Below are 12151 nucleotides of genomic sequence, written 5' to 3'. Positions count from 1 at the left end.
TGCCGAGAATGAGTTCCTCACCCGTTTCACCTGGCCCGACGCCCCGCCCCGGTGGCCGAACCGCCCGCATCCGCGACCAAGTCCTGGACGCGGTCCGCGCGGAGCTGACCGAGCACGGGTACGACGCACTCACCGTCGATACGGTCGCCGCCCGCGCGGGCGTGCACCGCACCACGGTGTATCGCCGCTGGCACGATGTCGGCGGCCTGATCACCGACGTCTTCGACGCGGCGAGCGATATCGACTGGCACCCCCGCGACACCGGTTCCCTGCGCGGCGATCTGGCCGCGCTCAACCAGGAGATCCAGGATTCGCTGACCGAGGAACCGTCCTTCGCCGCGGCGCTGATCGCGGTCTCGTTCCGCTCCGAGGAGGCCGCCCGGGCGCTGCGGCGATTATGGGAAGACCGATATACGCAGAGCGAGATCGTCATTCAGCGAGCGATCCAGCGCGGCGAGCTCCCGCCCGGCGTCGACGCGCGTGCCCTGCTGATCGCCGCTACCGCACCGATCTATCACCAGCTGGTTCTGCTGCGCACCCCACCCGACCCGCGACTCCCCGATCAAGCGGCCGCCGGCGCCGCGCTCGCCGCACGCTCCGGCGCGTTCACCAACTGACCACGCGCGCTACACCTTTCGGGCCAAACCGGCCACGATGAGCGCCAGCCCCGCCTCGAACGCCGACTCAGGATCCAGCTCCGGCAGGTCGTCCGCGCCGTGACCGAGTTCCGCGTCCGCCTGTTCCTCGAGCACGGCGCCGACCGTGTAGCGCCCCGCAGCCAGCATCGCCATCTGCGCGTCCCGCTCCGGCACACCGGATGCGATCAGAAACGCCATCTTCTGCGCGATCCGATCCAGGTCGGCCGACCTGGGCCGAGTCCCGGCGTGCAGCCGTGCCCCGTCGCGACGCATCAGCAGCGTTCGCCGGAAACTGCGCATGTTCTCCAGGAACCACTCACGCCAGTCATCGGCGGGCGTCGGTAGTGGTTCGGTCGCATGGGGAATCATCGCCGCCTCGGCCATCGCGGCGAGCAGATCCTCCTTCTTGCGGAAGTGGTAGTAGAGCGACGGCTGCTCGACGTTCAGTCGCCTCGCCAGCTGCCGCGTGCTGACGGCATCCAGGCCGACCTCGTCCAGCAGATCGAGCGCCTCGGCGATCACATTGTCCCGGTTCAGCTTGGCCACATTGACAATCTATCAGCGATAGGCAATCATGTAAAAGACGAACCTATCACCGATAGAAAAGGTGGAAGACATGGCAATCGACTCAACAGCATCGTTGAGAGTCCTCATCTGCGGCGGCGGGATCGCCGGACAGGCGCTGGCGTTCTGGCTCGCCAGAGGCGGTCACCAGGTCACCGTCGTCGAACGTTTTCCCGCGCTCCGCGCCACCGGCGCGCAGGTCGACCTGCGCGGCCAGGGCGTCGACGCCATCGAGCGGATGGGCCTGCTCGAGGTCGTCCGGAGCAACCTCGTCGACGAGGCGGGCGTCTCATTCGTGGATGCGCGCGGCAAGGCGCGCGGGACGATCATGGCCAACACCTCCGGCCAAGGACGGCAGACGCTGACCTCGGAGTACGAGATCATGCGCGGCGACCTGGTGCGCCTCCTGCACGACGCGGCGAGCAGCGACGTGAACTACGTCTTCGGCACGAGCGTGGACAGCTTCCAGCAGGACGCCGACCGAGTTCTCACCCACTTCTCCGACGGCACCTCCGGCGAATTCGACCTGCTGGTCGGCGCGGACGGGCAAGGTTCGCGAATCCGTCGAGCCATCCTGCCGTACGGTTCCCTCGACCCGTACTGGCCGGTGGGCATCCACATGGCCTACTGGTTCATTCCGCGCATCGCCTCCGACGGCAACATCCGCGACACCTACCACGCCCCGCGCGGCCGAATGATCATGCGCCGCAGCCACAATCCGGCCGAGACCCAGGTGTATTTCGTGCTGCGGGAAACCTCCGAGGAGGCCTCGGCCATCCACCGCGAGCCGGTCGAACGCCAGAAGCAGTTCTGGACCGACAAGTTCCGCGACGCGGGCTGGCAGACCGATCGGTTCCTCGACGGCATGGCAACGACCAAGAGCTTCTACTCCCAGGAGGTGCTGCAAGTACGCACGGACACCTGGTCCAAGGACCGCGTTGTCCTGGTCGGCGATGCCGCGCACTGCGCATCCCCCTACAGCGGCATGGGCGTTTCCGGCGCGCTGGCCGGCGCGTACGTCCTGGCGGGTGAGATCAACCGGCGCCCGCATGACCTGTCCGGCGCCCTGACGAACTACGACAGCACGCTGCGGCCGTTCGTCGACGAGATCCAGGCCACCGTGAAACCGCGCCTGCTGCGGCTCGGCATGCCGACGCACCAACTCGGCATCGACGCCTTCCACACCCTCACGACCTTGGCCTGCTCGCTGCACATCCCCGAGCTCGTCGCGCGGCGGTCGAAAGAGGACCGTGGCGGTGCGTGGGCGCTGCCCGAATACCCGGAACTCGCCGACGCGACGCGATCACCGGGGCGGTAACGGAAGCAATCGTGGTACCGGCGGCAGCGGCGCGGACTCCGGCGAGGCTTGGAACGCTTGGATCATGAGCGCGGCGAAACGCCGGGACGCCGCGATGCGCGCCGCCGGTGTGCTCGCCTGAATGCCGTTGTTGGCCATGATCATCAAGAGGAGGTCGTCCAGGACGATCTCGGGGCGCAGGCGGCCGGCGTCCTTGGCGCGGCGGATGAGTTCGGCGGCGCCGGTCAGCGAGGAGGTGCGGATCGCGGCGAAGTCCATCGCGTGCGGGAAAGCGGACATGAAGGCCGCGCTGAAGCCGTGGTCGCGGGCCAGCAGCTCACACAGATTCTCGACCGCGCGGCAGAAGCCGTGCCAGGCATCCGGATCGGCGAGCCCTTCGTCCACGATGGACCGGCAGGCCATCATCTGATCGGTGAACGCCTCGGCGACCAGCGACTCCTTGGTCGGGAAATGACGGTAGAGGGTGGCGGGCCCGACGCCGGCGCGACGAGCGATCTCCCGGATCGGCACGTCGAGGCCCTCGGCGACGAACACCGCGCGGGCCGCGTCGAGGATGCGTTCGCGGTTGTCCCGGGCGTCCGAACGCAGGGGGTGAGACAAATGGGCGGTCACCACTCTCACTTTAGCTAAACGGACGGAGGCGTCCGTTACGGTCCGCTGGTTGGTTCCGATCGAAAAGAACACGGAGACACCAGTGAAAGCAGTAATGGTTCACACGTTCGGCGGTCCAGAGGCCCTCACGATCGTCGACCTGCCCGTCCCACGGCCGGGCGCCGGAGAGGTGCTGATCACGACCGAGGCGATCGGCGTCGGCGGCCTCGACGCCCTGATCCGAAGCGGCGCACTGGCCGCCTACGGATCCACGGCCGGGCGCATCCTCGGCAGCGAGGTGGCCGGCACGGTCGCCGCGGTAGGCGACGATGTCGACGCCGCGTGGGTCGGCCAGCGCGTGTGGGGGTTCACCGGCGAGCACGGCGGCTACGCGGAGCACGCCATCGCCACGGCCGCGACGCTCGTCCCCGTGCCAGCGGGCCTGTCGTCCGTCGACGCGGTAACCCTCGGCAGTTCCGCCATGGTGGCCCACTTCGCTTTGCGCCACGCCCATTTCGCTCCCGGCGAGTCGGTGCTGGTGCGCGGCGCGGCCGGCGGCATCGGCGTCATGGCAGTCCAACTCGCCGCCCGCGACGGTGCCGGCGCCGTCGCGGTCACCACCTCGTCGGCCGAACGTGGCGATCGCCTCCGCACACTCGGCGCGACGCACGTACTCGACCGGCTAGGCCAAGGCGACATGGACGCTCCCGCTAGCTACGACGTCATCATCGATATCGTCGCAGGCGCGGACCTGCCGTCGTTCTTCACCAAACTCGCGCCGAACGGTCGCATGGTGGCCGTCGGCGTAATGGCAGGCGTCCCACCCGCCGACTTCGCCACCCCGATGATCGCGGCCTTCCAGAAGTCCATGTCCTTCGCCACCTTCAGCGCCGACACCATCTCCCTACCCGACCGAGCCGCCGCAACCACCGCCCTCTTCACCGCCGCCGACCACGGCGACCTGAAAGCGGTTGTACACGAGGTACTTCCCCTCGACCAGGCCGTCCTCGCCCACCAAAAAATAGAAGCCGGCGAGGTTTTCGGCCGAATCGCCCTCACTCCCCCGCAGAGTTAGCCAACGCGACACACCGTGGGTTCACTGCATCATCTGTATGTGGGGGTGGTTGGGGGATGCGGGGCAGACTCGGATGATCTGGCGGTTCAAGTCGGCGATACGGATCTGGGTTGGGGTGTTCGAGAGGGTGGGCTGGTCTTCGACTGGGATCCAATGGGTGATGTCGGGGTGCCACTCGGTGCTGGCGATTGTCAGTAGAGGCTCGGTTGGGGTGCCGCAGGTGGGGCAGGGGTTCGGGAACGGATCGTGCAAACCCCAGTTGATCCAGCCGCCGACCTTCCAGCCTGGCGCGATACTCAGGGAGCGGTACGGCTGATCGTCGTCACCGAGACCGCCGAACTCGACGCCGGGCAGCTGGGCAGCTGGGCCATGGTCCACTGGTGCAGTCGTTGGCGCAGCATGTCCTCGACCTCCAGCGAGCTCGGATATTCGATCACCTGCTCCGGGTCGAGCACGCACGGTGCGGGTACGTAATCCGAGCTGGCCACCGACGCCGGTTCCGGCGGGTCGAGCAGCGGGTCGGTGACCGCCGCGGCGGACCGCCAGAACAGTGCGGTCTTCGGCATCACATCATCGTGTTCGAAGGGGCACCACAACACTTGCAGCAGGTCCGCCCCTTCGGGCGGTCGCAAACCAGGCACGTCGCGGAGGTACAACTGGGCGACCGGCAGCATCGCGATCGGCTCTTCGGGCTCGTCGAGCTCCTCGATTCCGGCGAGGATCGCGCGCTCCTCATCCGTGTACGCCCTGTGCTTACTTGCCACGCGTATCCGCCGCTGCAGCGTTGCGTCCAGCAACGACACCGCAGGGAACATCAATGGGTCGTGGTCGTCACCGGAACAATGCGGCCACGGCTCGTCCGCCGGCCACAGCAGTGGCCCGCCGATCGAACTGTCGTGCGGTGACGGCGTTCCCGGACGCGGGTGCAGGCGAGTCGCGGTGCGGGCCAGAGCTGCCAGCTCGGGGAAGACGGCCACGGGATCGACCGGGCGCGGCGGCGTAGTGCGGGTCATACATCCTCTATAGCAAACCCGGAGATACTTCGATCTCGACGATGCTACAAGCCGGATATTGCCGAACATTCAACGCGGGTAACCGAATTCGAAGGTGGCCGGATCAGGGGCGGCGGGTTGCGAGGACGCAGAATTCGTTGCCTTCTGGGTCGGCGAGGACGACCCAGCTATGTTCACCTTGGCCGATATCGGTATGTCGGGCACCGAGTTCGAGGAGGCGGCGGACTTCTTCGTCTTGCTCTCGGTCGGTCGGGTTGATGTCCAGGTGGACTCTGTTCTTGACGGTTTTGCCTTCGGGCACGCGGGCGAAGGTCAAGAGGGGCGGCACCGGGCCGGGGCGGTCACTGCCTTCCGGCATGGATGGGGAGCCGATGGTGACGAGTCCTTCTTCTTCGTCTCGCACCTCGTAATCGAGGACCGCGCACCAGAATTGGGCGAGGCCGACGGGATCGGCGCAGTCGATCGCGAGCTCGGTGAATTTACTGGCCATCAAAACCTCCCAGTCGAGTGTCTCGATGATCTTTTCAGAAGACGAAGCCGCGCAGTGCCACGAAGCGCATACCGCCGACCGCCGCCATGATGGCGAGCACGGCGCCCGCCTGGGCGATCTCGCCGAGTCCGGGCGCCCAGAACGCGAGACCGCCCAGCGCTGCCGTGCTGATCAACAGGCCGATCAAGGCGAGCCCGCCGCCTTCCCATTGCGCGGTGAACCAACCGACCCGGCCGGCCGCGCGGAAGGTGAGCTGGCGATGCAGTTCGTTCGCGATCACCGTGCTGACGATCGAGCCCGCGGCGTTGGCGACGAGCGAGCCGACCCCGCTCATCGCCATGAACAGCAGCACGTAGGCGATATTGCTGGCGCCGCCGACCAGAGCGAAGCGGATCAGCTGGGCGAAGGCGTGATCGCCGCGCAGATACCGCCGCACGCGGGCGAATCGGTCGAGCCATTCCGCGCGCAGCATCGGGTAGGCACCGAGATCGATGCCATCGAAGAGCGTCTCGTCTCCGTATGCGTTCCGTAGACCGGAACCGGCGAATGCTGTGCTGTTCACGGGACTACTGTCGCCATCTCGGCTTACACCGCTCTGTCACCGAACTGACACGCCCTGACATGACGTCGTCTCGGTGCGGCGCACAGCACCGAGACGACGAGGGACCCGGCGCGCACAGCGACTACCGCGAAGCCGGGGCGGTTATGAGTGGAATCGAGTGGTCTCGCCGAGGTCGGCACGCGGCACCGTGACGGTATTGGCCGCGGCGGAGTGGTCCGCGTAGCCGAAAGAGATGCCGAGCAGGATCTTTCGGTCCTGAATGCCCAGTTCGGCGCGGATGGTGTCGGCGTAGAAGCTCAGCAGTCCCTGCGGGCAGCTGGCGATGCCGTACGCGGTCAGCGCCAGCATCAGCGTTTGCGCGTAGATGCCCACGTCGGCGGCCATCCGTACCTCCGCGTTGGCTGCGGTGAACAGCAGCGCGACGTGCGGGGCGCCGTAGAAGCGCAGGCTCTCGGCGTTGTAGGCGTCCCGTGCGGCGTGGTCGTCGCGAGCGATCCCGACGGCCGAGTACAGCCGTTCGCCCGCGTGTTCACGTCGTCGCTGGTAGGTGCCGCGATAGAGATCGTCGCTGTAGGGGAAGTCGAGGGAGAGGTGGTGCTGGGTGTGGGCGGCCACCAGCGCCTCGCCGAGGCGATCGCGGGCCGCGCCGCTGACCACTTCGACGTGCCAGGGCTGGGTATTGGAGTTGGACGGAGCCGCGCCGGCCAGAGAAAAGACGGCCCGCAGCGTGTCTTCGGGCACCGGGTCGGGACGAAACGCGCGGGTAGCACGTCGTCCGCGGATCAGGTGTTCGGCGTATTCGGGCTGGTAGTCGGTGATCATCGCCTCACGTCCATGCAGTCTCGTTAAGTAAACGGTTGTGTTTACCTGAGGAACCATAGCCGAGAACCAGCGAGAGGTAAACGGTGCCGTATACTTAAGCCGTGATCGAGGAACGAGAGATCGCCCGTCGTCGCGGGCGCGGGGCACCGGAGCGCATCCTGGCGGCGGCCACCTCGTTGTTCGAGGCGCAGGGCATCACCGCCACCGGCATGGAACAGGTGGCCTCGCGGGCCCCGGTCTCCAAACGCACTCTCTACCTGCACTTTCCAACCAAAGATCAGCTGGTGGTCGCGTACCTTCGCCACCTCGTCGAGACCGGACGCACGATGGAGGGCGTGCTCGATCGGCAGGATCTGTCGCCCAGACAGCGACTGCTGGAGTTGTTCACCGTGCCGGACTCCGGCGATGGACCCCTGCGCGGTTGCCCGTTCATCGATGCCGCCGCCGAGTTCCCCGATCCGGACAGCGCGGTCCACGCCTACACGCGTCAGCAGAAACAGCGGTTCACCGAGCGCGTCATCGACCAGGTGCGGCAACTCGGTGCGGTACACCCCGTCGTGCTCGGCGAGCAACTCGCGATTCTCGCCGACGGGGTCGCCAGCCGCTCGATGGTGTTCAACGACCCCGCCTGCGCCGCGCACGGCCGGACCGCCGCGGCGGCCTTGCTCGACGCCGCGACCGCCTGAGCACTATCCCAGCCACCGGTTGCACACGTGGATCTTCAGCGGGGCTTCGACGTCGACATCATCGGCGGTGGATCGGCACATCGCGCTCATCGCGATGCAGGCGGCCAGTTCGAGACCGCGTTGTTCGCTGACACTGAGGAAGGGAAAGTCGTCCGCCGGGTGCGCCAGGGCGGACCAATCGCGGATGAACGCGGCGTCCACTTGCTCGCCACCGAAGTCGACGGACTCGATGCTGATGTAGCGGTTGAGGAATCGCTGTCCGATCAAGCCGACACCATGCAGCACATGAATCGCGGCGCGATCGCTGATCGAGCCGGATACCAAAGCGCCACCCTCGAGCAGGTCGCGTAGTTCGTTTGCGGTGTAACCGTCGGTCATTCGTCCTCCCCTGCGGGCTCGATGATCTCCTCATGAGTACCGATCACCGGACCACGCCTCGACAGCCGCGAAATTCGGCGGCTCCGTCAGCAGAATCAACAAAATAAACACTGGGACCGCGACTTGGCGTCGAAGCCGAAATCACTGGATCACGCCGCACCCTCATGATCCGGCGTTGTTCCCGCTGCTGCTTGGACAAACCGGCTACGAATCGACCGTGAATGCCATCTCTTTGATCAAAACGGCCGGAGACATGCCGAATGTCTTGTTGCACACGCGAGTGAAGTGCGCCCCATCGAAGAACCCTGCCGCATGCGCGGAGTCGGCGAGGTTGCGCCCGAGCGCGATTTCGTCGATCGCTCGACTCATCCGCAACCACCGCACATACGGCCGGAACGCCAGCCCTATCTCCTCCGAGAACAGATGAGAAAGCCTGCTCTCGGAAAGTCCGACGGCGCAGGCAACCTCCCGCAACCGAACCGGGCCCGCCACGATGAGCTCGGGCAACAGGCACAAGGCCGAAGAGAGGGCGGGATGTCGCATCGGCCGGACGGTCGAACACACATACGGCAATCCGTCCGCCCACCACTCGCCGTCGCCGAGCCCGGACATCAGCGCATCCCCCGCCTCCGCCCACGCCCCGGCAGATCTCGGCCGCAGCACCGTCCGGCTCACCTCGATGCCGTCCTCGGATTCGGCGGCGAGATGGACCATTTCGCCTTCCTCCACACCCTGCAGCACGGCATGGTCGACATCAGCCGGAATCACCACCGATCGGCACGCGACTTCCGCACCGGCGGTATCGGACACGATGAACTCACCGCGCCGGGCAACCAGCACCTGAACCGAATGGTGTGCATGCATCGCCGCCGCGGACACTCCGCCGCGATAGGACAACACACCCGGCCGAATTGTCATCTCACCAAAACATGACAAGACTTCGATCCCCCCTTCGATGAATTCCTAACTGCCACACTCACGTTAGAGTTCTCAGAATACTCCCTTTACCACTCCCCCAGCGGCGCTCTCGCCCAGGTATGACACACCGGTGACAGTCCGGTTACGGCCGGCACGGTCAGCCCCAGGGACGCTCGACCGTCCCCCCGGATTTTGCTGGCAGCCAATGACCTTGACGGCTCGCCGCGTCGAAAATTACGGTAGCAGAGATCGATTTCTGAGACCGATGTCACACTGAGTGGAGCGGTCACCGTTCGCGGCGACACCCACCGGTCGATGAGGGGGAGGGGTCAGTTGACACGCATCGGACGACGCGGAATCCCATGACCAGCACCGACGCTCGCCCGCCGCTCCTCGCGATGCGCGGCATCGTCAAGGAATTCCCCGGCGTGAAGGCACTGCGCGGTGTGCAACTGACGCTGCGCGGCGGCGAGGTGCTCGCGCTGCTCGGCGAGAACGGCGCGGGTAAGTCGACCCTGATGAACGTCCTCGCGGGGGTCTTCGCCCCCGACGCGGGCAGCATCGAAATCGACGGCAGCCCGGTGCATTTGCGCTCCCCCAAAGACGCCACCCGGCACGGCATCGCGATGATCCACCAGGAGCTCAACCTGGTGCCCGAGCTGTCCATCGCCGACAACGTCTTCCTCGGCCAGGAACGACGCACGATGCGCGGCACGCTGGACCGCACCGAAATGGACGCGCAGACCCGCCGCCTGCTCGCCCGGGTCGGCCTGGAGTTGAAGCCGCGCAGGCTGGTTCGGCAGTGCCGCCTCGCCGAGCAACAGCTCATCGAGGTCGCCAAGGCGCTCAACCATGACCTGAAGGTGCTGGTCATGGACGAGCCGACCTCCGCGCTCACCGAATCGGAGGTGGCGCGGCTGTTCACCGTCATCCGCACCCTGACCGAACACGATGTCGGCGTCGTCTACATCTCGCACCGGCTCGAGGAGCTGGAGGAAATCGCCGACACGGTCACGGTTTTGCGCGACGGCGCCTACGTCGGGCAGCGATCGATGCACGCCACGCACCGGGCCGAGCTCATTCAGCTGATGGTCGGCCGCCCGCTCGGCGAGCTGTTCCCGCGCGAGGCCGGCCAGCGCGTCGGCGGACAGGTGCGCCTGACCGTGCGAAATCTGACGACCACGCCGACGGCGGGCAGCGATGCCGTGCCACTGCACGACGTCTCGTTCGACGTGGCCGAGGGCGAGATCGTCGGGCTGGCAGGCCTTATGGGGGCCGGTCGCAGCGAGGTCCTCGAAGCCATCTACGGCGCGGGCACCGGCGTCGACGCGACGATCGAACTGGCGGGTCGCCGCTACCGGCCGCGCGGTCCGCGCCGCGCCATCGCCAACGGCATCGCCCTCGTCGCCGAGGACCGCAAGGCGCAGAGCCTGATGCTCGCCAACAGCGTGCGCTTCAACGCGTCGCTGGCCGCGCTGAACCGCTACCTGCGCCCGTGGCGCACGGTCGACGGCAAACGCGAGCGCGCCGCGGTCGCGGCGAAAGTGGCTGAGTTGAAGGTGAAGACGCCGTCGCTGGCCACCACCGTCGCCACCCTGTCCGGCGGCAACCAGCAGAAGGTCGTGCTGGCCAAATGCCTGCTCACCCACCCGTCGGTGCTGCTCATGGACGAGCCGACCCGCGGCATCGACGTCGGCGCGAAGGCCGAGGTGCACGCCCTGATGGACCAGCTCGCCCGGCAGGGCACGGCGATCCTCGCGGTGTCCTCCGAACTGCTCGAGCTGATCGGCATGTGCGACCGCATCCTGGTGCTCTGCGAGGGACGCCTCACCGGGGAGTTCCACCGGGATCCCGCGCGGAGCGCACCGTTCGACCAGGAAGCGATTCTCGCGGCGGCGATGGCCAGGGCGCCCGCCATCCGCACCCGGCGAGAGGACCGAGCATGACCGACCCACTCCCCTCCGATAATCAGGGTTCCCTCGCGTCGCGAGGATGGTTACGGCTGACCCGGCTGACGCCGTATCTCGGTGCGGCCCAGGGATATATCGGCTTGCTGCTGGTCATCGTCATCGGGATCAGCACCAAGGGTCAGTACTTCTGGAACCAGACCAACATCACCAACGCCATCACCGCGTTCTCCTCGCGCGGCATCCTCGCGGTCGGGGTCACCCTCGTGATCATCACCGCGGGCATCGACCTGTCGGTAGGATCGATCCTCGGCATCGGCTCGATGACCGCCGCGATGCTGCTGGTCGATCACAACCTCGACCCGTGGCTGATCATCCCGGCCTGTGCGCTGGTCGGCGCGTTCTTCGGATTGTGTAATGGGTTGGGCACCACCGTGCTTCGGATCCAGTCGTTCGTCATGACGCTGGCGATGCTGTCGATAGTCCGCGGGATCGATCGGCAGATCTCCGGCAATGTCGCCGTCGGCACCGCCGTGTACGACGAGAACGGGCACCTCACCCCCACCTCGTCCGATTTCGCGCTGCTCGGGACGCCAGGCCACACGCTGTTCAAAGGAACCTGGCTGCCATTGTTCGGCACGTCCGGAATCCCTTATCCGGTACTGGCTTTGGTCGGCGTCTGCGTCATTGCCCAGCTCGTGCTGTCCAAGACAACCTTCGGCCGCCACATCTACGCGGTCGGCGGAAATCCAACTGCCGCACGGCTTTCCGGCGTCAACGTGACACTGGTCGTGATCGCGGTGTTCACCCTGTCCGGCATGCTCGCCGGATTCGCCGGACCGATCGATGCCGCCTACCGCGCATCGGGCGACCCACTGGCGGGCGCCGGATACGAGCTGGACGCCATCGCCGCCGCGGTCATCGGCGGTGCCAGCCTGGCGGGCGGAAAGGGCACCATCACCGGCACTTTCGTCGGAGCGCTCATCCTCACCCTGCTCGACAATGTGCTCGGTTTGAACGCGGTCAGCGACAACCTCCAGCTGATCATCAAGGGCTTGATCGTCGTGATCGCCGTGGTGCTGCAGCGGCCCGGCTTCTTCCGCGGCCTCAGCGGACCACTGGCGCGGTGGCTACCCCGTCGACCGGAGATCGTCACCCGCGAGTAAGCGACGGCACCCGATGCCGTTTC

Annotated in this window: 14 protein-coding genes; 6 read left to right on the top strand and 8 right to left on the bottom strand. The window is 66.7% G+C overall.

The window, feature by feature from the left end; all coding sequences use genetic code 11:
* Positions 1 to 8: 8 nt before the first annotated feature.
* On the top strand, positions 9 to 617 hold the full coding sequence (locus ACIBCN_RS26865; RefSeq protein WP_396994443.1) for a TetR/AcrR family transcriptional regulator: 609 nt from the start codon (positions 9 to 11) through the stop codon (positions 615 to 617).
* A 9-nt stretch (positions 618 to 626) separates the two neighbouring features.
* Here the strand turns inward: ACIBCN_RS26865 and ACIBCN_RS26860 are convergent, their stop codons facing one another.
* Positions 627 to 1184 (bottom strand): TetR/AcrR family transcriptional regulator C-terminal domain-containing protein, encoded by a 558-nt coding sequence (locus ACIBCN_RS26860; RefSeq protein WP_396994442.1) that lies wholly within the window; start codon positions 1182 to 1184, stop codon positions 627 to 629.
* Between the two features lie 70 nt (positions 1185 to 1254).
* On the opposite strand from ACIBCN_RS26860, the gene ACIBCN_RS26855 reads away from it, so the two are divergent.
* Positions 1255 to 2520 (top strand): FAD-dependent oxidoreductase, encoded by a 1266-nt coding sequence (locus ACIBCN_RS26855; protein WP_396994441.1) that lies wholly within the window; start codon positions 1255 to 1257, stop codon positions 2518 to 2520.
* Here the strand turns inward: ACIBCN_RS26855 and ACIBCN_RS26850 are convergent.
* Positions 2506 to 3132: a TetR/AcrR family transcriptional regulator gene (locus ACIBCN_RS26850; RefSeq protein ID WP_396994440.1), complete on the bottom strand. Its 627-nt coding sequence runs from the start codon at positions 3130 to 3132 to the stop codon at positions 2506 to 2508. The genes ACIBCN_RS26855 and ACIBCN_RS26850 overlap by 15 nt on opposite strands.
* Before the next feature lie 94 nt (positions 3133 to 3226).
* Here ACIBCN_RS26850 and ACIBCN_RS26845 point away from each other — a divergent pair, with 94 nt between their 5' ends.
* Positions 3227 to 4186, top strand: a complete 960-nt coding sequence (locus ACIBCN_RS26845; protein WP_396994439.1) for a zinc-binding dehydrogenase — start codon at positions 3227 to 3229, stop codon at positions 4184 to 4186.
* 296 nt (positions 4187 to 4482) lie between these two features.
* Here ACIBCN_RS26845 and ACIBCN_RS26840 read toward each other — a convergent pair whose 3' ends face one another.
* The 4 genes from ACIBCN_RS26840 to ACIBCN_RS26825 all read right to left on the bottom strand — a co-directional run bounded on the left by ACIBCN_RS26840 (position 4483) and on the right by ACIBCN_RS26825 (position 7073).
* The gene (locus ACIBCN_RS26840; protein ID WP_396994438.1) at positions 4483 to 5199 is read right to left on the bottom strand and encodes a hypothetical protein; all 717 of its coding nucleotides are present in this window, start codon (positions 5197 to 5199) and stop codon (positions 4483 to 4485) included.
* A gap of 103 nt (positions 5200 to 5302) precedes the next feature.
* A complete protein-coding gene (locus ACIBCN_RS26835; protein ID WP_396994437.1) occupies positions 5303 to 5689 on the bottom strand; it encodes a VOC family protein in 387 nt (128 codons plus the stop codon).
* A 34-nt stretch (positions 5690 to 5723) separates the two neighbouring features.
* Positions 5724 to 6161, bottom strand: a complete 438-nt coding sequence (locus tag ACIBCN_RS26830; protein WP_396994792.1) for a GtrA family protein — start codon at positions 6159 to 6161, stop codon at positions 5724 to 5726.
* Between the two features lie 231 nt (positions 6162 to 6392).
* Positions 6393 to 7073, bottom strand: a complete 681-nt coding sequence (locus ACIBCN_RS26825; RefSeq protein ID WP_396994436.1) for a nitroreductase — start codon at positions 7071 to 7073, stop codon at positions 6393 to 6395.
* A 101-nt stretch (positions 7074 to 7174) separates the two neighbouring features.
* On the opposite strand from ACIBCN_RS26825, the gene ACIBCN_RS26820 reads away from it, so the two are divergent.
* A complete protein-coding gene (locus tag ACIBCN_RS26820; protein ID WP_396994435.1) occupies positions 7175 to 7759 on the top strand; it encodes a TetR/AcrR family transcriptional regulator in 585 nt (194 codons plus the stop codon).
* Positions 7760 to 7762: 3 nt separating this feature from the next.
* On the opposite strand, the gene ACIBCN_RS26815 is transcribed toward ACIBCN_RS26820, so the two are convergent.
* Positions 7763 to 8137 carry a hypothetical protein gene (locus ACIBCN_RS26815; protein WP_396994434.1) on the bottom strand — a complete coding sequence of 125 codons (375 nt, stop codon included), beginning with the start codon at positions 8135 to 8137 and terminating at the stop codon, positions 7763 to 7765.
* Positions 8138 to 8341: 204 nt separating this feature from the next.
* On the bottom strand, positions 8342 to 9055 hold the full coding sequence (locus ACIBCN_RS26810) for a helix-turn-helix transcriptional regulator (RefSeq protein WP_396994433.1): 714 nt from the start codon (positions 9053 to 9055) through the stop codon (positions 8342 to 8344).
* A 362-nt stretch (positions 9056 to 9417) separates the two neighbouring features.
* On the opposite strand from ACIBCN_RS26810, the gene ACIBCN_RS26805 reads away from it, so the two are divergent.
* Both ACIBCN_RS26805 and ACIBCN_RS26800 read left to right on the top strand, forming a co-directional pair.
* Entirely contained in the window at positions 9418 to 11001 is a 1584-nt protein-coding gene (locus tag ACIBCN_RS26805; protein ID WP_396994432.1) for a sugar ABC transporter ATP-binding protein, read from the top strand.
* On the top strand, positions 10998 to 12128 hold the full coding sequence (locus ACIBCN_RS26800; protein WP_396994431.1) for an ABC transporter permease: 1131 nt from the start codon (positions 10998 to 11000) through the stop codon (positions 12126 to 12128). The genes ACIBCN_RS26805 and ACIBCN_RS26800 overlap by 4 nt, the downstream gene beginning before the upstream one ends.
* Positions 12129 to 12151: the final 23 nt, after the last annotated feature.

It is taken from the genome of Nocardia sp. NPDC051052 (assembly GCF_044456045.1).
Taxonomy (GTDB): domain Bacteria; phylum Actinomycetota; class Actinomycetes; order Mycobacteriales; family Mycobacteriaceae; genus Nocardia.
This window is presented reverse-complemented; position numbering and strand designations above follow the sequence as displayed.

Coding starts and splice junctions, on each gene's coding strand:
- ACIBCN_RS26845 (WP_396994439.1), top strand. CDS start 3,227: ATGGTTCACACGTTCGGCGGTCCAGAGGCCCTCACGATCGTCGACCTG.
- ACIBCN_RS26835 (WP_396994437.1), bottom strand. CDS start 5,689: ATGGCCAGTAAATTCACCGAGCTCGCGATCGACTGCGCCGATCCCGTC.
- ACIBCN_RS26800 (WP_396994431.1), top strand. CDS start 10,998: ATGACCGACCCACTCCCCTCCGATAATCAGGGTTCCCTCGCGTCGCGA.
- ACIBCN_RS26840 (WP_396994438.1), bottom strand. CDS start 5,199: ATGACCCGCACTACGCCGCCGCGCCCGGTCGATCCCGTGGCCGTCTTC.
- ACIBCN_RS26865 (WP_396994443.1), top strand. CDS start 9: ATGAGTTCCTCACCCGTTTCACCTGGCCCGACGCCCCGCCCCGGTGGC.
- ACIBCN_RS26815 (WP_396994434.1), bottom strand. CDS start 8,137: ATGACCGACGGTTACACCGCAAACGAACTACGCGACCTGCTCGAGGGT.
- ACIBCN_RS26855 (WP_396994441.1), top strand. CDS start 1,255: ATGGCAATCGACTCAACAGCATCGTTGAGAGTCCTCATCTGCGGCGGC.
- ACIBCN_RS26805 (WP_396994432.1), top strand. CDS start 9,418: ATGACCAGCACCGACGCTCGCCCGCCGCTCCTCGCGATGCGCGGCATC.
- ACIBCN_RS26830 (WP_396994792.1), bottom strand. CDS start 6,161: ATGCTGCGCGCGGAATGGCTCGACCGATTCGCCCGCGTGCGGCGGTAT.
- ACIBCN_RS26825 (WP_396994436.1), bottom strand. CDS start 7,073: ATGATCACCGACTACCAGCCCGAATACGCCGAACACCTGATCCGCGGA.
- ACIBCN_RS26810 (WP_396994433.1), bottom strand. CDS start 9,055: ATGACAATTCGGCCGGGTGTGTTGTCCTATCGCGGCGGAGTGTCCGCG.